General features: G+C 63.3%; 18 protein-coding genes. 5 read left to right on the top strand and 13 right to left on the bottom strand.

Features of this window, described 5'->3' with window-relative positions:
- The first annotated feature begins 116 nt into the window (after positions 1-116).
- From rmuC to KX816_02325, 5 genes are all read left to right on the top strand, one after another.
- The gene (gene rmuC / locus KX816_02345; GenBank protein QXQ08355.1) at positions 117-1652 is read left to right on the top strand and encodes a DNA recombination protein RmuC; all 1536 of its coding nucleotides are present in this window, start codon (positions 117-119) and stop codon (positions 1650-1652) included.
- 352 nt (positions 1653-2004) lie between these two features.
- Positions 2005-2406 (top strand): DUF4268 domain-containing protein, encoded by a 402-nt coding sequence (locus tag KX816_02340; protein QXQ06925.1) that lies wholly within the window; start codon positions 2005-2007, stop codon positions 2404-2406.
- A 1994-nt stretch (positions 2407-4400) separates the two neighbouring features.
- Positions 4401-5540: an AAA family ATPase gene (locus KX816_02335; protein QXQ08354.1), complete on the top strand. Its 1140-nt coding sequence runs from the start codon at positions 4401-4403 to the stop codon at positions 5538-5540.
- The gene (locus tag KX816_02330; protein ID QXQ06924.1) at positions 5537-6814 is read left to right on the top strand and encodes an McrC family protein; all 1278 of its coding nucleotides are present in this window, start codon (positions 5537-5539) and stop codon (positions 6812-6814) included. The genes KX816_02335 and KX816_02330 overlap by 4 nt, the downstream gene beginning before the upstream one ends.
- Before the next feature lie 15 nt (positions 6815-6829).
- Complete coding sequence (locus KX816_02325) at positions 6830-7477, top strand: hypothetical protein (protein ID QXQ06923.1); 648 nt, start codon at positions 6830-6832, stop codon at positions 7475-7477.
- Between the two features lie 249 nt (positions 7478-7726).
- Here the strand turns inward: KX816_02325 and KX816_02320 are convergent, their stop codons facing one another.
- From KX816_02320 to KX816_02260, 13 genes are all read right to left on the bottom strand, one after another.
- Entirely contained in the window at positions 7727-8155 is a 429-nt protein-coding gene (locus KX816_02320) for a CopG family transcriptional regulator (protein QXQ06922.1), read from the bottom strand.
- Positions 8155-10128 (bottom strand): conjugal transfer protein TraG, encoded by a 1974-nt coding sequence (locus KX816_02315; GenBank protein QXQ06921.1) that lies wholly within the window; start codon positions 10126-10128, stop codon positions 8155-8157. Before KX816_02315 ends, KX816_02320 begins: the two co-directional genes overlap by 1 nt.
- A 93-nt stretch (positions 10129-10221) precedes the next feature.
- Positions 10222-11946, bottom strand: coding sequence for a DUF3363 domain-containing protein (locus tag KX816_02310; GenBank protein ID QXQ06920.1), 1725 nt, complete (start codon positions 11944-11946; stop codon positions 10222-10224).
- 246 nt (positions 11947-12192) lie between these two features.
- A complete protein-coding gene (locus KX816_02305) occupies positions 12193-12885 on the bottom strand; it encodes a lytic transglycosylase domain-containing protein (protein QXQ06919.1) in 693 nt (230 codons plus the stop codon).
- Positions 12886-12890: 5 nt separating this feature from the next.
- Positions 12891-13415 carry a S26 family signal peptidase gene (locus KX816_02300; GenBank protein QXQ06918.1) on the bottom strand — a complete coding sequence of 175 codons (525 nt, stop codon included), beginning with the start codon at positions 13413-13415 and terminating at the stop codon, positions 12891-12893.
- The gene (locus tag KX816_02295; protein QXQ06917.1) at positions 13412-13873 is read right to left on the bottom strand and encodes a DUF2840 domain-containing protein; all 462 of its coding nucleotides are present in this window, start codon (positions 13871-13873) and stop codon (positions 13412-13414) included. The genes KX816_02300 and KX816_02295 overlap by 4 nt, the downstream gene beginning before the upstream one ends.
- Positions 13870-14121, bottom strand: coding sequence for a hypothetical protein (locus KX816_02290; protein ID QXQ06916.1), 252 nt, complete (start codon positions 14119-14121; stop codon positions 13870-13872). Before KX816_02290 ends, KX816_02295 begins: the two co-directional genes overlap by 4 nt.
- Positions 14118-14756, bottom strand: a complete 639-nt coding sequence (locus KX816_02285; GenBank protein QXQ06915.1) for an AAA family ATPase — start codon at positions 14754-14756, stop codon at positions 14118-14120. The genes KX816_02290 and KX816_02285 overlap by 4 nt, the downstream gene beginning before the upstream one ends.
- Positions 14753-15796 carry a replication initiator protein A gene (locus tag KX816_02280; protein QXQ06914.1) on the bottom strand — a complete coding sequence of 348 codons (1044 nt, stop codon included), beginning with the start codon at positions 15794-15796 and terminating at the stop codon, positions 14753-14755. The genes KX816_02285 and KX816_02280 overlap by 4 nt, the downstream gene beginning before the upstream one ends.
- Positions 15797-15808: 12 nt before the next feature.
- Positions 15809-16090, bottom strand: a complete 282-nt coding sequence (locus KX816_02275; protein QXQ06913.1) for a helix-turn-helix domain-containing protein — start codon at positions 16088-16090, stop codon at positions 15809-15811.
- Between the two features lie 693 nt (positions 16091-16783).
- The gene (locus KX816_02270) at positions 16784-17173 is read right to left on the bottom strand and encodes a hypothetical protein (protein QXQ06912.1); all 390 of its coding nucleotides are present in this window, start codon (positions 17171-17173) and stop codon (positions 16784-16786) included.
- An 11-nt stretch (positions 17174-17184) separates the two neighbouring features.
- On the bottom strand, positions 17185-17766 hold the full coding sequence (locus KX816_02265) for a DUF305 domain-containing protein (GenBank protein QXQ06911.1): 582 nt from the start codon (positions 17764-17766) through the stop codon (positions 17185-17187).
- Positions 17767-17821: 55 nt separating this feature from the next.
- A complete protein-coding gene (locus tag KX816_02260) occupies positions 17822-18412 on the bottom strand; it encodes a cytochrome c (GenBank protein QXQ06910.1) in 591 nt (196 codons plus the stop codon).
- Between the last annotated feature and the right edge of the window lie 13 nt (positions 18413-18425).

The following is an 18425-nucleotide window of genomic DNA, read 5'->3' as shown; positions in this document are numbered from 1 at the left end:
TTCGAGAAGTGAGACCGGCGGGCCGTCCCTCGCGGCGGCCCGCCAGGTAAAGAAGGAGCCCACCGGTGGTGTTCGCAGTCTACGCATGTCTCGTCATTCTGGTCGCCATCGCGATCATGACGGCGGTCGTGCTGATAAGGGCTGGTAGGCCCGCTGCCATGCCGCCCGAGCTCGCAACCCGAATTGCCGTGCTGGAACAGGTGGCTGCCGATCTGCAGGCGGCGTTCCGCGACGAGGCGCACATTTCGCGCGAGGACGTGCGATCCGCGGTATCGGGGCAGGGTGAGACGATCGGCCAGCGCCTTGCCGGCCTAGAGACGAGGGTTGGGGAGGCCGGCAAGGCGCAGACCGACCAGCTCGCAGAGATGCGGCGCGAAGCGGCCGACGGCCGCGACAAGCTGGAGAAGGGTCAAGCCGACCGGCTTGACGCCATGCGCGCCGAGGCCGTCGATGGACGGGACAGGCTCGAGCAGTCAGTGCAGCGCAACGCGGACGGCTTCACGGCCGCGCAGGCCGAACGGCTGAAGGAGACCAACGACGCCGTTACCAGCCTATCGGACCGACTGCTCGCCGCGCAGCGGGACGGTCGCGACGAGCAGCGCATTGCCCTCGAGGGCGTGACCGCTAAGGTCGGTCAGCTCATCGAGAGCAACGAGACGAAGCAGGAGGCGCTGCGCGGCACCGTAGCGGAGGGCTTAGAGAAGCTGCGCGCCGACAATGCCGACAAGCTCGAGCAAATGCGCGCCACAGTCGAAGAGAAGCTACAGGGCACGCTGGACAAGCGCCTCGGCGAATCCTTTCAGTTGGTCAGCGACCGGCTAGAGCAGGTGCATAAGGGGCTGGGCGAGATGCAGATCCTCGCGACCGGCGTCGGCGATCTCAAGCGCGTGCTCAGCAACGTCAAATCGCGCGGCGGTTGGGGCGAGATGCAGCTCGGCATGCTTTTGAGTGACATGCTAACCGCCGACCAGTTCGCCAGCAACGTCCGCATCAGACCGGACTCGGGTGAGAGCGTCGAGTTCGCTGTGCGTCTGCCGGGACACGGAGAGGCGCCGCTCTGGCTGCCGATCGACGCCAAATTCCCACATGAGGACTACGACCGGCTGCTGGTGGCGCAGGACAGCGGCGCTGCCGACGAAATCGAGAAGGCCGGCGCGGCGCTCGAGCGCGCCATCCGGGTCCAAGCCAAGCTGATCTGCGAGAAATACGTCCACCCGCCGCACTCCACCGACTTCGGTATCATGTACTTGCCCACCGAGGGCTTGTTCGCCGAAGTGATCCGCCGTCCCGGCCTCGCCAGGGAGTTGCAGAATAAGCACCGGGTTATGATCCAGGGCCCGACCACGCTTGCCGCCCTCCTCACCAGCCTTCAAATGGGCTTTCGGACGCTGGCTATCGAGAAGCGGTCGAGTGAAGTGTGGCAGGTCCTTGGCCTCGCGAAGGCAGAGTTCGTCAAGTACGGTGACGTCTGGGAAAGGCTCGGTAAGCAGCTAGACACGGCCAAGCGCACTGTCGATGAGGCTGGCCGGCGCACCCGGGCGGTCACCAGGAGCCTTCGCGACGTCGAGACGCTGGAGTCACCGGAAGCGCCGCCACTGCTCGAGTTGGTGGTCGGCGACCTAGAAATGACGGAAGCTGCAGCCGAGTGTTAGGGTCCGCGTCGCCACGACTTTTAGGGTCGGACGCGCAGGGCGGTATAGCTGGCGCTATTGCTGGCACGGACCAGTGTTTCACCTGCGATCAGCGCAATGACGCTTCGTCGGCATCTGCTGAATTTAAACGATACCCCCACGGACATCCTTTTCCGGGAGTATCCCAGCACGGCACTTACTCCCGATCATCGCATATGGCATCTCCGCCGAGTGTGGGTCCCGACCGACGCTCTTTTTCGGCGGCGCGCTATTCGGGCTGCAAAATCTCAACCAGCCTAAGCTGGACGCGGTAATCGTAGGAACACCGGCCGGTGACCAATGCGCTGGGTCAGCGCACAAATGGGGGGACGTGATGAGTGAACGATTGACGCGGTATCTGGATATGTTTTTCGCAGAGGCACAGGCGGCGGGGCTGCCGGTAAGAAAGCCCGGGCAGAACTGGGTGCCGCTTACGCCCCTCGTGCGGGGCTCGCATGTCAGTCTCAGCGTGGCAGCAAATCAGATCCAGGTGAACCTCAACAATGACGACGACGCTGAACGCCACAAGTTCGGGCGGTTGTCGGCGGACCGCTCGGCGATCCATGCCGAGATTGGCGAAGGATTGCTGTGGGACCAGAAAGAAGGCCGCAAAAAGACGGTGATCCGTGCAACGTTGGACAAGGGCTATGAGGATGCGGACTGGGAAGCGCAGCATCACTGGGCATCGACCGTAATGCAAAAGTTCGAGGCGACGTTCGCCAGGCGAATCGGCTAGTGCAGGACGATGCTTTTAGCGTTTGGCTGGCGGCGGAGGGACAAATGTCCTCGAGCGTCGCGACGCGTCGTTCCGATGCGCGTCGTGTCGAAGCGAACTACGGTGATCTCGACGCGGCGTTCGATGGCGACGGTCTGGCGGCGATCATGGCATCGCTCGCTTACTCCATGGAGGATCAACGAGCAGGACGAGCTAACCCGTCACGGCTGAAGATCGACGGGGATCTCTACGACAGCCTCGCGTCGTACCGTGCTGCAGTGGCCGCCTACCAGCGCTTCCGCGGCGGGGGCGAACCCACGCTCATGCGACAGGCGGATCGGATCAGGCAGCACACATTAACGACCATCATTGAGCCGGCGAGGGCGCGCGGCGAGCAGGAGGTGACGGTCGTCACCGGCGACGTGCACCGCGCCATGGAGCTCGACAATGCGATGCCGGCAGTGTGCTCGGCCATTGGGGGCAACACGTTCGAGCGAATGGCTGACCTTCGCATCGTCGATCGGCAGGGCCCCGCGAACAGCTCGACCGTCCGCTACACCTACGACCTCAAGGCGCGGGAGCCGGTAGGCTGGGCCGAGACCGAGTTGCGGCGGCGGTACGGCCAGCCTTCAACGGACACAGCAAAAATGGCGGGGTTTGAGCTGAAGGATGGCCGTGCGGTCGCCTTGCAGCGCGACGTTTCTGGTATTCAGCTGTGGGTTGAGGATGAGCCTGCACAACGGGCTCCGCCGGCGCTGACGGTGCGCCACTATCTCGCGACACAGCCGCGCCATTCGAACCTGCCCGCTCGCCTCAAGCATTCGCCGGCAGGTGGTGGCACGGCCCGCGCCGTGGCACTCGTGACGATCGGCGCACCTACCGAACTGGCAAGAGTTCTCGACTGGTATGATGGAGGCACCATGCAGCTAAATCGTGCTGCACTTGAACGGCTGCGCACGATCTTCCTCGCCAAGTTCGCCGACTTCCGCACGTTCGTGGACCTAGGGGGCTATGGCTTAGAGGAAGACGATTACAAGCGACCGATCATAGCTGAGGCGCGGCGGCTGATGTCAATGCATGCCGCCGATGCCGATGATGTGCTGGGCAGCGCGCTGCTCGATCTCGCCGCCAGCAGGCAGCACAACTTGCTGGGCTACTTCAAAACCTACGAGCTGCTCAAGGAGTGGCGGCAGCGTAGCGGCGGCGCTTTTGACGCGGCGGCGGGCGCGCTGGTGCGGTCCGACGACGATCGCCCGGTGTCGGTGAAGGCGTTCGTTGATGTCGTCTGGCCGATTATGGTCGAGGGACAGGCGAGCAAGCCTTACGGCGATAGCAGGATCATCGCGACCTTGCTCTTGGCGCTGACCCGCCCTGCGGATGCCGTGTTCGTGCGAACGACGCCGTTCAACAATGCCGGCACGGTGTTGCTTGGTAAGAAGCTCTATGGATGGAACCCGCTGACCGCCGAGGAATACGCTGCCACGCTGACAATGTCCGAGGCGATTCTGGACGTGATGCGAGACGAATGGGACTGGAGACCACGCGACCTTTGGGACGTGCAGGGATTCCTCTGGTGCACCTGCCAGTCTGTGCTCAGCGACGCCTCCCAATCGCCTCCCGCCTCCGACAACGAGATTCCGACCATGCCCGCACCAACCAACCTGATCCTCTACGGCCCGCCTGGCACCGGCAAGACCTATACGACGCGGCGGCGCGCGGTGGCGCTTTGCGGGGAGGAAGCAAATCGCGATCCCCAGTCGCTAAAGGCGCTTTATGACGAACTCGCCGATGCCGGGCGCATTCGCTTTGTCACCTTCCACCAGAGCTATTCCTACGAGGACTTCGTAGAAGGCCTGCGTCCAACGACCGGCGCGGAGGGTGAGCAAGGTGGGGCGGGATTTCGGCTCGAGGCGCAACCTGGGGTATTCCGCGAGATCTCGGCGCTGGCCGAGCAGGCTACTCGCGCAGCTGCGGGCGGAGTTCCGTTCGATGTCGGCGCGCGCCAAGTGTTCAAGATGTCACTGGGCCGCGCGGGGGAGGAGGACCACATCTTCGACGCGGCGGTCGAGGGAAAGTATATTGTTCTCGGCTGGGGTGGCGAGGTCGACTGGACGCCATTCGACAGCTACGAGGCCATCCACGGGCGTTGGAACGAGGATCATCCCGGCACCAGCGGCAACGACGGCAATATCAGTCAACTATGGCGCTTCCGCTGCTCGATGCAGACGGGTGATTTGGTCGTCGTCTCCTACGGCAACTCGCGTTACCGGGCGATCGGAGAGATCACGGGCGACTATGAATACGCGCCGACCGGCGAGCGCGACTACAATCATCGCCGAGCCGTGCGCTGGCTCTACTTACCGGATGAGCCGCAGCCCATCACCTTCTACGACAAGCCGTTCACGATGCGCTCTTGCTATCTGCTGCGCGAGGAGCATCTGAATCGCGCGGCGCTAGCGCTGCTGCTGCCCGGTACCGGGGGGGCGCCGACGACGCCTAAGCAGTTCGTGCTGATCTGCGACGAGATCAATCGAGCGAACATCTCGAAGGTGTTTGGCGAACTCATCACTTTGCTGGAGGCAGACAAGCGCATCGGTGCGGACAATGAGCTGCGTGTGGCGCTACCCTACTCCAAAGTCACCGACTTCGGCGTTCCCGCCAACCTCCACATCGTCGGCACGATGAACACCGCGGACCGTTCGATCGCGCTGCTCGACACCGCGCTCCGTCGGCGCTTCACGTTCGAGGAGTTGATGCCCAATCCTGCGCTACTTGGGGACGTGGACGGCATCGATCTGCCGGCAGTGCTCAGCACTATCAACGATCGCATCGAATTCCTGTTCGATCGCGAGCATCAGATTGGACACGCCTATCTCATGCCATGCAGAAGCCGCAGCGACGTCGACGAAGTCATGATGCACAAAATAATCCCGCTGCTGCAGGAATATTTCTACGAAGATTGGACGAAGGTCGCCGCGGTACTTGGCGACGTCTTCCCCGATGATGGCAAGCGGCACGAGGGTGGCTTTCTCATTCGTGAGCCGTTGGCGTCGCCGTTCGGAAAGGATGAGGAGGGGGGACGTACGCGCTATCGCTGGCTTGTACGGGCCCCTGAGGACTTCGCCTACGACAAGCTCGCTGTGCCCACGGCATGAGGCCGCGCACGCTGCTGGAATGGGAGCATCTGCCGTTCGGGCTAGACCCGAACGATCCTGCAACCATCCCAGAGCATCTCGGAGACCGCCTGGCTGCGGTCGCAGCTGCGTCGCCGCTCGCCGGCCGTGGCGGTGACGGAGTGTTGGAGCATCGCCGCAAGGGGCTCCGGGCACGCGGTGTGGTCGGCATGATCGTCGCGGAGGGGGCCGTACTGGAGATCCTTCCCAAAATAGACGGCGCCGGCGGAGACGGAGGTATTCGACGTCGACTGATCCACATGCTCGCTGTTGCGCTGGACCTCGAGGTGGCGGCAGGCGAGATTGCCGTGCATGGTGACCAGGACGAGACGCTACTTGAGATCCTGATCCGCCTGTTCTCGACCCGGCTGGTGGAGGCGGTCCGGCGGGGGATGCCGCGCCGCTACATCGCGGAGGAAGAGGATCTGCCGACACTGCGCGGGCGTCTGGACGTGATGCGGCAATTCACGCGGCTCGCGGCAACACCGCACCGGCTCGCCTGTCGCTATGACGCTTTGTCGCGCGACATAGCGCTTAATCACATTATGAAGGCGGTGGTGACTCGGCTGACGCGGATCGCGCGGGCGGATGACAACAGGCGGCGCCTGGCCGAGCTCGCGTTTGCCTACGCCGAGATCGCCGACGTGGCTTTGAGCAAGCTGCGATGGGATCAGGTGGTAATCGATCGCACGAACGAGCGCTGGCGTTCGCTGATGAACTTCGCTCGGCTTCTGCTCGGCGATCGTTTCCAAACGACTTCGAGGGGGGCGTCGCCGGGCTTCTCGCTGCTGTTCGAGATGAACATCCTCTTCGAAGATTACGTCGCACGGATGCTCGCAAGAGCGCTGGCAGGCAGCGGACGGCGCGTGGTGGCGCAGGGCGGCCGGCTTCATTGCCTACGCGACGCGAACGATCGCGGATTATTCCAGACGCGCCCCGATATTCTCGTGATGCGTGGTGATCTTGTGGAGCAAGTGATCGATATTAAATGGAAGCGCGTGGCGGAGCGGGTCGATGATCCGAAGCAAGGGGTCAGCGAAGCTGACGTCTACCAAATGATGACCTATGGTCGGCTCTACAGTTGTCCCCGAGTGACGTTGCTATATCCGCATAACCAGGCGCTCGGAGAGGCGCCGTTGGCAGACGCATACCGCATCAATCTTTTAGGATGCGATGATCGGGTAGAGGTAGCAACAATCGACATAGCCAAGCATACGGGGATGCGAGACCGGTTGCGCGCGCTGTGCGACGCGTGAGTTATGGAATAAGGCATGGCTAGCATCGAGATCGGGTGGGCGGAGACGGGTCCGATCAGTATCTTCGACGTGGCGCGACAGCTTGGGTTCGACCTTAATAGGTATACCTTGCAGCCCCCGGAGGTTAAACTCTCGATCCGCAAGCTGACCGTTGACTTCATCATTCAGCAGATGCGGGAGACGTGGCGAGCATCCTACGATAACGACTACTTGGCGTCGCAGGACTTCAACCGGATCGCCAACGGCGTCTACGTCATCGCAATTGGCGGCGGCTTCGCGGTAAACTACGAGTGCGGGCCGTCGGAAGTCATGTATATTGGCCGCGGCAGAATAGCAAACCGGCTCCGCTCGCACCTGGTCAATTGGATCTTCGACATGTCGCTCTCTTTACGGGACGTGCCGTTCAAGTTCTTTATGGAGACCGTTGGCGATGGCCGGTCGCCGAACGCGTTCAAGGACTTCGAGCATTTGATGCTCAAAACCTTTTCGGAAAAGTTTGGCGAGAAGCCGCTCGTTAACAAAATCCACGGGCGCGAAGGGCACATCGTGCATCGATTTTCGGGCCCCTGGAAGCGACCGTTCGACAATCGGTCCGGCAAGTGCCTGTGGGCGATACGACCTTCGAAGAGGAATGCGTGGTTCAAGGAGTTCAAGGACGACTGAGGCTACGGCTGTGGGACGCCGTCGCCGGCCGGGCGGGCTATGCAGGTTGGCTTTACTGCCGACGCTACAATCTCCCGTTGGCCTACCCATTCATCTCAAGTCCGATAATATGGATTATGTTGAATAATATTCATTAGTTAGTGAAATACCACTAGCAGATCACGGGCGCGTTCTCAAGACGTCGGCTCGGTTCAAAGTCCGCCCGCAAATTTACAGGGCTATCCTGATCAATGGGCGAGAGTCAGTTTATCAGTCGCCTAAATTGGTAAGCCCCGCCGGAATGTCCTGCGCGACTTCGCGACCCAGTGAAGTGCCGGACGACAGCCGCCGACCAAGAGCTTCGACAAAGCGATCATAGCGTTCGGCGCCCTTTGCCCGCGCTGCGGGCGAACTCTGATCCGTCGTCGCTGGGTTCGCTGTCAACCAGGAGCGAATGAACAATGCCAGCGTCTCGACCGCGATCGTGTCGTTCCGCTCTAGCCGTTCTAAGACGCGCACGATCCGATCGAGGCGCTTGGCGATTGCTGCCTCCTGGCGTCCGGCGGCGTCTGGCGAAAGGAACGATGCGATCGCGGCCTCCGCAACCAGCGATTTTGGATGGGCGCGTCGGCTCGCGTAGGCCGAAAGATCGGCGAATGTCGCCGGTTCGAGATACACCGTCAGCTGCTGCTTGCGCATCAGTAGAATTCCAGCCCATCGCCGGGATCGAGCGACGCCTGACGCGCCGCCACGCGCTGCTGGCCGTTAAGCGATCGCGTGCGCACCACTTCGGCCTCAAATTCGTTTTCCGGCGCGGGCGCCGGCTCGTCCATGGTCGGCTGTTGCGGAGTCACCTCCTCGTGTTCAGGAAGCTCCGGCTCGCGGCGTAGCCCGCCATCGGCCGTCTGTTTGCCGACCTGCTCGGTCGCCATTGCCACTGCAGCGACAAGTGGAGCGTCTGCGTCCCAATCGTGATCTCGCGCGGTGCGCCAGACTGTCGCTGCCGGGGGCGGCAACACTCGCCGTGCCAATTGCCGATCCGCGAAGTACCGCGCCTTCGTCGCCCGCACCGGCGGCAGGCCGGAGACCAGCACGACAGCTTCAGTCGCCGGCAGTTGCATCACTTCGCCGGGCGTCAACAGCGGTCGAGCCGTCTCTTGGCGGCTGACCATCAGATGTCCGAGCCACGGTGCCATGCGGTGCCCGGCATAGTTGCGCGCATCGCGAATCTCAGTGGCAGTGCCGAGCGCGTCCGACACCCGCTTGGCGGTTCGCTCGTCGTTGGTCGAGAAAGCGACGCGGACATGGCAGTTGTCGAGGATGGCGTGATTGGGGCCGTAGGCCCGCTCAAGCTGGTTGAGGCTCTGGGCAATCAGGAAGCCGCGGATGCCGTAGCCCGCCATAAACGCCAACTGGCTCTCGAAGAAGTCAAGCCGGCCGAGCGCGGGAAATTCGTCGAGCATCAACAACAGGCGGTGGCGATGACCGGCATGATCGAGCCGTTCGGTCAGCCTGCGACCGATCTGGTTGAGCACGAGCCGTATCAGCGGCTTGGTCCGCGCGATGTCGGACGGCGGCACGACGAGGTAGAGTGTCGTCGGCCGGTCCCCTGAAACCAGATCGTCGATCCGCCAGTCGCACTGCGCTGTGACCTTTGCCACGACGGGGTCGCGATAGAGGCCGAGGAACGACATCGCAGTCGACAACACGCCTGAGCGCTCATTGTCGGACTTGTTGAGCAGCTCGCGCGCCGCCGAGGCGACAACCGGGTGGGGCCGGTCGCCGAGGTGGGGAGTCGCCAGCATCGCCTTTAGCGTGACATCGATCGTCCGCTGCGGATCGGACAGGAAGTTGGCGACGCCGGCGAGCGTCTTGTCGGCCTCCGCGTAGAGCACATGCAGGATGGCCCCGACAAGGAGCGCGTGGCTGGTCTTTTCCCAGTGCGACCGGCGTTCGAGCGCGCCTTCGGGATCGACCAAGATGTCCGCGATGTTCTGGGCGTCGCGGACCTCGTTGGCACCGCGGCGAATCTCGAGGAGCGGATTGTAGGCGGCGCTCGCCGCGTTGGTTGGATCGAACAGCAGGACGCGGCCGAACCTGGCGCGCCAGCCGGCGGTGAGGGTCCAGTTCTCGCCCTTAATGTCGTGAACGATGCACGACGCCGGCCACGTCAGCAACGTCGGCACGACCAACCCGACGCCCTTGCCCGACCGCGTTGGCGCGAAGCACAGCACATGCTCGGGTCCATCGTGGCGGAGGTAGTGCGCGTCGTATCGACCGAGGATGACGCCGGCGTCGCCGGTCATGCCGGCCGCGCCCACCTCGTTGCGCGTCGCCCAGCGCGCCGAACCATAGGTTGTCACCTCGCTTGCTTCGCGCGCGCGGCGGACCGACAGCGTCAGCACCGCGGCGATGGCGAGGATCGTGCCCGACACCGCGATAGCGGCGCCCCGCTCGAACACATGGGGGGCGTAGACGTCGAACCAGTACCACCAGAAGAACAGCTTCAGCGGCGCATAGACCGGCCAATGCCCCAGCATGAACCACGGCGCGCCCAGCTCGGCCTGAAAGCCTAGCCGCCATGCCGTCCACTCCGTAGCCGCCCAAACAGATCCGAAAGCGATCACCGAAACTAGGAGCAGCTGGCCCCAAAGGATCCGCGTTGCTGACATATTCGCACGTTCGCCACCATCGGCGGCGTTGCTCAAGGGTGCAGCATCAATGATCGCGCTCAGTCGCAGCGCAGCGCGCAGAACGGACGATTGTCAGATGCCGAGATCGCGCTTGCGCCCCATCGTCCAGTCGATCCCGCCGCCGGGCATCGTGACGCCCGATACTGCCTGCCCGAGATGTCGCTCAAGCCCGGGCGACCACGGAACGAGCTGGAAACCCAGGCCGTCGTCGATCATCGCGAACCTTCCTGACGCCAGCGTCAGCCGCTTGCGGTAGGTGCCCGAGACCGGCAGGCCGGCGGCGAGCTCGCCGGGCACGTGGGGGTGCGGCGTCAGACCGGTTTCGGCGGCGAGACGCTGCCCTGTCGCCGCGACCTCTCTGTCGCGCAGCCGGTGGAGCAGATTTCGTATCGGCGAGAAATGCCCGTTGCCGTCGCGCGTCCCGAGGCCCTGCTCCGCCAAATATTCGGCCCGGTCGCCCAGCGCTTGCCTGACGTCGCTGCCGAAACCGCCATCGCTTAGCGGCAGCGGTGCGCGCGTGACCAGCTGCCGGTCGAGCCAGGTCGCGCCGTCTGCGCTGATCTGCTGTTTGAGGCTGAGGTCCGAGCGCACCGCGAGCGCGGCTCTATGCTGTCCCTTGGCGTCGGCAAACCGCCGCAGCTCGACGATCGAGCCAACCGGGCCGTCGCCGGTCGCTTCTAAGCTGCCGAGGCGGAGATGATGCGCCTTGCCGTCGATGCCTTCGACGATAGCGAAGGCACTGCCGCGAAGCTCGTCGTCGAGGCCGCGAGCGACGAGACGGCCGACGACGCCGGTCGGCTGGCGCTCGCCGTCGAGCACAAGGCTCGCACTGCGATCATTGCCGAGGCTGCGATGTAGCCGCCTGATAATGTCGTCGCGCTCGCCGAGCGCGCGAAGTCGCAGCTCGACGTCAACATCGAGCTGCCAACGACCTACGCCTGCGGGTTCGGCGAGCCTGAGGCGTTCGAGCTTGCGGATCCGCCCAATCTTGGTCTCGCGCAGTGGATCGGGAACGGCAAAGGGGTCGGGCCGCAGATCGACGATCCGGTCACTGGTCTCCGTCGCTAGCGCGCGATCGAGCTTTGTCCACCGGTCGGCGTCTACCTGCGCGTCGAGATTACGGCGCAGTTCGATCTCCGTGCGCGGACCGAGCTCGAGGGTGACCAGGCCCGCAGCCCGCGCGCGCAAGCCGCGGCTGATATAGTCGCGGCTGATGACGAGGTCGTCGCCGGTGTCGGCTCGACCGCGGACGAGAACGTGGATGTGCGGGTGCTCGGTGTTCCAGTGATCGACCGCGACCCAGTCGAGCTTCGTGCCGAGATCGCGCTCGGCTTGGATCATCAACTCGCGGGTGAAAGTTTTCAGGTCGGCGAGATCGGCGGCGTCGTCGGGCGAGACGATGAAGCGAAAGTGGTGGCGGTCGCCGTCGCATCGATCCGCGAAGGCATGCGGGTCCGGCGTATCTATCTGCGCGTCGAATAAGCGGCCGGCTTCGCCGTCACGGGTCGTGCCGTCGCGGCCGAGATAGCGCAGATGCGCCGCCAGCGCGCCCGGCGTCCGCATCCGACGCACGACCCGCGCCTTTATAATCGCACCGCGCGACCGGTCGGCTAGTCGGTGGGATGCGGCCAGTGTCGCCGATCGACCGCGACCGAACCGACTGGCTTTGCCTGACCGGACCCGGAGGCCACCCGCCTTTTGCGCGGCGCGGATGGCCCTGTTGAGAAATGTCTCGACGCGAGGGCCGCCGGCTCTGACGCGTCCAGGGCGAATGCGAAGGTCGTCGTCAGTCGACATCGCGATTTTCGACGCAAGGTGCGTTAAATGGCGGAAAGCCGCCGTTTTCCGCGTCGGCAAACATTGGCATGCTCGATCGCAAGGTGCTAGCGATGCTTGATATCGCTGCGCTATTTGCCTCCCCGACCGCCTCGCACCTTGCGGCTTTTATCCTGCCCTCGCCTATCCTTGCCTTTCCAATGAGCTGCATCTCACACACAGGCCCTCCAGTGTGCGATATCCTACGATCGATCTCGTGGGGGCAGATCATGGGCGACTGACTACAAAGATCGGGCTTCGAGCGCTTTTCCCGGTCTCCTCGAAGGGGAATTCGTCGACATCACCGGCAAACGGGACAGGTGCGCTCGGCCCGAGCTGATTTCTGTCAGCACTTTGTCGAGGAGTGTTGCTGACGATGAAAATCGGTGCTTCAGTCCATGGCCGTAAATGACCAACGGCCGGTGATACGATCGTCGCCGGTCGCACCCCACCAAGCCAGGACGAGATCCGATCGACATAAACCAAGGTCGCGGATGGCAGCCGCCGTCCAGTGGCAAGATAGTTTTCAAAGCGACCGGCACCGGCGTGATAGGCGGCAAGTGCGTCGGGCCAACCGAAGCGATCGTGCATGGTGCGCAGGTAGATCGCGCCAGCAAGCATGTTGGCCCGAGCGTCGAACGGATCGGGCCCAGCAATGCCGCGGCCCTGCAGATCGCGCCAGGTCGACGGCATAATCTGCATGCAGCCTTGAGCGCCTGCAAATGAAACTGCATTTGGGTCGCCGCCACTTTCCGCGCGCATCACGGCAGCTATCCACGGATCAGGAAGCCCCGCTGTTCGTGCCGCGTCAGCAATGAAGGCGCGGCATGTGGGACGGATCGGGAATGTCTCGCCGGTCGCCGCGGCCGCATGCAGGATAACTGTGATGGCAACCCCGCTGATTCGGAAGCGGCGGCCCATTCGCGTCATGCTTCGCGTTTCCAGGTCCACACCGGTACTACGCGACCGATCACCGTTGATCGTGCCAGCACCCCAAAATAGCGCCCGTCGAAACTGTCGCTGACGTTTGAATTGAGCAGGAACACATCATTCCTCGTCACCCGATGACAGCCGCTCCAAATCGGCAAGGCGCGCGAGAGGCTGTCCACGCGCCGCGCGCTCGCAATGAAGACTCCATCGATGCGAACCCGCCGCCCTGATCGGCAAACCGTCTGGCCGGTAAGCGCGGCGACATGTTTCAGCATCGGAACACCGACCCCGAGATAGCGCCGCGTCGCCATGAACGATGCCAGTGCTCCCGGTGGCATTGCGGCGACCAGTTCGCCCAGTTGGGGATCAGGCGACGGGCGGACCAGGTACAGGCCTAGAGGAATGCTAGCGGACACATTCCAGATGAGCCGTGGTGGCATCTTCCACGCTACCGTCGCCAGCACCGCGGCTGCTATCGACATCGTCGCGGCGATTGCAGCCAATGGCGAGGAGCGGTTCACAGCCCGACCCTCCGCCTGAGAACCCACGCGCGATGCTGACCTCGCGAATAGGCTCGAGCCGGTTCTCCGACCGTCAGCCGTTGATGGACGTGTCGCCAGTGGTCCGGGCACACGTCAGTCGCCGCAGCGACTTTCTCGGCGGCGTCGATCGCGGCGAGCACAGCTTGGACTTTCGGCCAACCCGACAGGCGCAGAAGGGTTTCCCCACCCGGTCGGACACTGGGGATCGTGGTCGACGGCTCTCCCGCTTCGACCGTACGGGCAATATCGATCCTGCTGAGCACGGTCCCATGGTCGTTCGCCGCCCAGCGCACGAAGGCGAAGACCTGCCTTGGCGCGAATTCGATAATGCGCCGGCGGCGGTCGACGATGCGGTCTCGCACCGGATTGCCGAACCGGAGCCAGCGCTCGATGTAACCGGGAATGTGGGTCAATTCGACCTCGGTGATATTGGTCATAGCAATGGCCCGCCGCCTTCGCCGAACTCACGCTCAAGCAGGGTCCGGAGCATGTCCGCAACCGTCAGCCCGCGGCTGAACGCGGCAACCTTGATCCGCCCGCGCAGCGTCGTCGTGATATCGATGGTCAGCCGGGCATCGTACGGATCGGGCTTCACGGATAGCCCATCCGACGCGCTGGCTTTAACCCAAGCATCCGGAGTGCCGGGTCGCGCTGCAAAGCGAGCGGACTGCCGCGGAGCGCTCATCGGCTCAGTCCGTCGATCTCGGTTGCCAGGGCGGCGATCTCGGCGGCAGCGAGGCCGCCGGGATCGAGCTCTTGCGCCAACTGCCCCGTGCATGCGGCTTCCGCAAAGATTACTCGCTGGCCGACCCGTGCTATCAGAACCGGCGGTTCCTGGTCGGCCATAGCCTCGGCGGTCTGGCGTGCGATTACAGTACGTGTGGCGCAGCGGTTGAGCACCATGCGCGCGACGAGGTCCGGGCGGAACACGCGCGCCTCGTCGAGCAGCCGCAGCATCTCGGCCGACGCCCAGCCGTCGAGCGGCGACGGCGTTGCCGGCACGAGCACTATATCGGCGGCGAGAAGCGCAGAGCGCGCGACGCCGGCAATGCGCGGCGCACCGTCGACGATGACGTGATCGACATCGGCGGCGATTGCCGGAAGCTCGCGATGCAGCGTCTCGCGCGGCAGCCCCAGAACTCCGAACAAGCGCGGATGGCCGAGCGAGGCGCGCTGCTCTGACCAGTCGAGCGCCGACCCCTGCGGATCGGCATCGACGACGAGAACGCGCCTTCCCTTTCTGGCCCAACGACCGGCGAGGTGAAGCGCTAACGTGGTCTTGCCGACACCGCCCTTCTGATTGAGCAAGGCGACGATCATCGCGCCGTTCGGCGGTTCGAGGCGACCGTCGGAGAACCATCCCCAGATCGGCCGCGCTCTACAACCAAGTTAGATTCTTGGTTAGACTCTAAGTTACGAAGCGGAATTGCCGCATAATATCCAAGGCTTAAGCCGGATTTTCGTTCCCGATAGCACGAGCGGGGTGTTCCCGATAGCACGAGCCCCGGTGTTCCCGATAGCACGAGCGGTTCCACAGCCTGTCCACAGGCGGGCGCGAAAGTCAGCAGTGTCCGTTTGCGCTCGATGACAAGTCCTAGACGATAGCCGGGCAGTGCCTGGCGGCGGACGAGGTCCCGCAGTTCGAACGCGAAGCGGCGAAGTGGCGACAGGCTGCCCGACTTCAGGTGCAAATAGCGGAGATCGAAATGCCAGCCGCCGCGCTGGTGGCCGCCATGCTTGCGGACGACGCGGTATAGCCAGCGCTCCAACCCGCCGAGCAGATTAAAGTAAGCCGGGTCGATCGTCAGTACGAGCGCGTCGTCGACCACCGCTGAATAGAACCAGTCGGGAAGGATCAACTCGACACCGGTGACGCGGCCTTGGCCGTCTGCGCGCTCCTTCCACTCGTTGATCCAAGAAAAGCGGTGCATCCGCCGCGCGGTTGGCTGACGGATTGAGGTCGCGATGGTTGTAGCCTGGAGGCGGTCAAGCGCGGCCTTCAACCGCAGGTAATCCCGAACTGAGGTGCCGCGCCCGATGAAAGTCAGGATCTCGTACGGCGTCGCCGCCATGAGGCGCGAAGTGGGGAAGCCGGCGTCGCGGGCGTCGACGATCTGGCTTGCCGCCCAGATCAGTATATCGGCGTCCCAGATTGTCGCCATGCCGTAGGCATTGTCGGCGTCGACACGAACGCTGATGTCACCGGCGCGAAAATCGATCGGCTTCGTTCGCCGCGACTTGGCCAGGCTGAAGAACGGATAGGCCATCAGATCCTGCGCATCCCGTGGGGCGATGTTGCGCGCGGTCGGGCGGAAGAGTTCGAGCTGGTCGCGCTCTGAAGATCGCTTGCGGTGCGGCACGGCGCGGCAGGCTCAGCGATTGCTAGTGGCGTATGCCGGCGCGATCGCGGCGTGACGCTTCGCGGGAAGAACGGTGTCTATGCCGGGATCGCTGGTCGAGGATTTGACGCCCCGATCGACCCAAGCCTGAAGGTCATCGACCCGGTAGATGACGCGGCCGCCGACCTTCGAATAGCGCGGACCGGTACCGTAGCATCGATGCTTCTCTAGCGTCCGATGCGACAGGCTTAGGAAGCGCGCAGCTTCTGGGGTTCGCAGATAGCGGGACGGAAGTCCGGCGACGTTGGCGGACATGGGACGGCTCCTCAAACGTCATGGCGCGCTGCGGAAAGGCGGCGGGTCGTGACGAGCACCATGGCGAAGGGCTCGAGAAAGGAGGGAGTCCGAAGATTGCGTTGTCGGAAACGGCACCCCTTCGCGGAAGGTGATCACGGAGGAAACCGGCCCGACCGCTTTGCGGCGGCGAGATGAGGTAAGCGACCGCACGTTCACTATGTGCGGTCGGCAACTATTGCCCGACTCTGGTCGTTCAGTGAGTTACTTCCGGTGCCGAAACGGGTCGATCGTTGATCGCGACTTCTCAGCCCACCTCGCCTGTCGGGCTCACCTTGCGCACCTTGCGGGGGCTAGCAACAAGGTCGTTCGAAAGAATGGGCTGAGTGTTCACTCTCTTCTCTCCAATCTGCCGTTAGGGCGATGGCACCGCGCCATCGGCCTTGCCTCGTGGCGAACAGCCGCGAGAGAGGGAGAAATGGCAATCCGACCAAGTGTTGGTGAAGGCGCAGCGCAGTGAGCCAAGCCTGGTTGATTGTAGTTGCTGGGGGAGAAGGGGCGGAGCGCTCCTAACCCCGACTAGGCAAAGGATCCGCCGGTCGCGCCGGCACGGTTGCCTATGTCCCTTGAAAGCTCGCTGTCGATGAGTAGTCCCGGCCCAGCGTAAAGGCGGCACAGCTGAAAGCTAATTGGCAGACGGCGGCACCAGCGCAATCAGGAGCTGGAGATGTCCGTCGCGATTGCCTCGAAGCGAAGCGCCCGCTCGACAAGATCGTTCATGTGGCCCGCAGCAAGTGTCGTCAGCGGATGCGCCGTCGCACCGGGGCGTGGCGATATGTAGGCGGCCATGTCTCGTGCGATTTGACGCTGATGGGGCGATGCCGTTGCAAGAAGTGCGACTACAAGATTTTCAAGCGCGATTATCCTGACGTGCAGCGCCACCATCTCGGCTTCGCCCATTTTGGGAAGTGGCCCCTTTCCGGCGAGCAAATGAACCGCCTCCAAAGGCCCGTTCGGGCCGGCTCCGCCTTCATTTTCCCAGCTTGCTAGAGCGCGTTGCCGTCGTTGCGCGTCGGAAAGCAGTTCAGGAACGGCGTCAGACATAGCGGACTCTTTCAATGGATCGGCTGAAGCGTATTGATGCCGGCGCTTTCGTTGGTCTGCGGCGTTGGTTGGGCGGCGCCTCTGTCGCGATACGATGGCAGATCTGGTGCACCCTCCGGGACCGGCGTGGCCTCGAGCCTAGCGATCATCTTCTTCATTTCGGCGATCTCCCGAACCTGTGCATTGATGATGCCGTCTGCGAGCTTGCGGACCGCTGGATCCTTGATGTGCGCGCGCTCGCTGGTCATAATCGCGATCGAGTGATGCGGGATCATCGCCTTCATGTAGGAAACGTCATCGACCGTTTGCTGACTGCGCACCAGCCAGAGTGCGCCGGCGAACACGATGGCACTGCCCGCAACGATCGCCAGATTAACGCGGCTGCTCGAATACATCGACCACATGAAACCGAGCATGATGATCGCCATCACTGCGCCCATGTAGATAGCCATCCAGGTTCGCGTCTGGCTGTAGAAGACGTGACTCAACGCATAGGTGTTCAGGTACATAAGGCCGAACATTACGACGGTCGACGTCGCGATCATCGCTGCGAAGCGGCCGTACCCCATCTTCATTTTTTCACCCTGTTGCATTGTCAGCCTCCCTTCGTCGTAATTTTGCGGCTCGGCTAGAGATGCGCTGGCAGCATTAATGCATGTGGCCGTCGTGATCTTCGCTGCCCTTGCCCATCATCTTATCGTGGTCGGCAGGGGCGCTCGCGACGAGCGTGCGGTACTGTGCCGATGACATGCTTGGCATTTCGCGGACGAACGCAACCATATCCCACATCAGCTGATCGGGATGCGTCTTTCCCCAAGCAGGCATCGCGCTCATCTTGACGCCGTGCTTGATGATCCAGAACTGCTCGGCCGCTGTCATGTTCTGCGGTCGCGCAAGTTCGGGCGCCCGGGGGTAGAGGCCCTGGCTTAGCTCACTGCGCTCGACGCCCGGCCCAAGATGGCAACCCGAGCACATCTCCGCGTACAAGCCTGCCCCAATCGCTATCCGTTTTGGCGACGACAGGTCGGCAGGGGGACTGATGTCGCGCGCGCGAACCGCGATCGAGCGTTCGCGCACACTGTCGAGAAGCTGGAAACCCGCTGCCGTGTGTGGTTCATCAGCGGCGACGTTATATGCACCCGAGAAAATGACTGCCGCGGCCACGCTTAAAGAGATTGCGATGGTGACCATAAGAAATGTCATGCTGGGAAGGTGGCGTCGGAGAGTGTCTTTGTTCATCGTGAAGTCCCGT

This window comes from Sphingosinicellaceae bacterium (assembly GCA_019285715.1).
In the GTDB taxonomy this organism is placed as follows: Bacteria; Pseudomonadota; Alphaproteobacteria; order Sphingomonadales; family Sphingomonadaceae; genus Glacieibacterium.
Note: the sequence above shows the minus strand (reverse complement) of the source record. Positions and strands in the feature narration are given on the sequence as shown.

Coding starts and splice junctions, on each gene's coding strand:
- KX816_02325 (QXQ06923.1), top strand. CDS start 6,830: ATGGCTAGCATCGAGATCGGGTGGGCGGAGACGGGTCCGATCAGTATC.
- KX816_02330 (QXQ06924.1), top strand. CDS start 5,537: ATGAGGCCGCGCACGCTGCTGGAATGGGAGCATCTGCCGTTCGGGCTA.
- KX816_02295 (QXQ06917.1), bottom strand. CDS start 13,873: ATGACCAATATCACCGAGGTCGAATTGACCCACATTCCCGGTTACATC.
- KX816_02335 (QXQ08354.1), top strand. CDS start 4,401: ATGTCACTGGGCCGCGCGGGGGAGGAGGACCACATCTTCGACGCGGCG.
- KX816_02305 (QXQ06919.1), bottom strand. CDS start 12,885: ATGGGCCGCCGCTTCCGAATCAGCGGGGTTGCCATCACAGTTATCCTG.
- KX816_02310 (QXQ06920.1), bottom strand. CDS start 11,946: ATGTCGACTGACGACGACCTTCGCATTCGCCCTGGACGCGTCAGAGCC.
- KX816_02315 (QXQ06921.1), bottom strand. CDS start 10,128: ATGTCAGCAACGCGGATCCTTTGGGGCCAGCTGCTCCTAGTTTCGGTG.
- rmuC (QXQ08355.1), top strand. CDS start 117: ATGACGGCGGTCGTGCTGATAAGGGCTGGTAGGCCCGCTGCCATGCCG.
- KX816_02290 (QXQ06916.1), bottom strand. CDS start 14,121: ATGAGCGCTCCGCGGCAGTCCGCTCGCTTTGCAGCGCGACCCGGCACT.
- KX816_02270 (QXQ06912.1), bottom strand. CDS start 17,173: ATGTCTGACGCCGTTCCTGAACTGCTTTCCGACGCGCAACGACGGCAA.
- KX816_02260 (QXQ06910.1), bottom strand. CDS start 18,412: ATGAACAAAGACACTCTCCGACGCCACCTTCCCAGCATGACATTTCTT.
- KX816_02285 (QXQ06915.1), bottom strand. CDS start 14,756: ATGATCGTCGCCTTGCTCAATCAGAAGGGCGGTGTCGGCAAGACCACG.
- KX816_02265 (QXQ06911.1), bottom strand. CDS start 17,766: ATGCAACAGGGTGAAAAAATGAAGATGGGGTACGGCCGCTTCGCAGCG.
- KX816_02320 (QXQ06922.1), bottom strand. CDS start 8,155: ATGCGCAAGCAGCAGCTGACGGTGTATCTCGAACCGGCGACATTCGCC.
- KX816_02340 (QXQ06925.1), top strand. CDS start 2,005: ATGAGTGAACGATTGACGCGGTATCTGGATATGTTTTTCGCAGAGGCA.
- KX816_02275 (QXQ06913.1), bottom strand. CDS start 16,090: ATGTCCGCCAACGTCGCCGGACTTCCGTCCCGCTATCTGCGAACCCCA.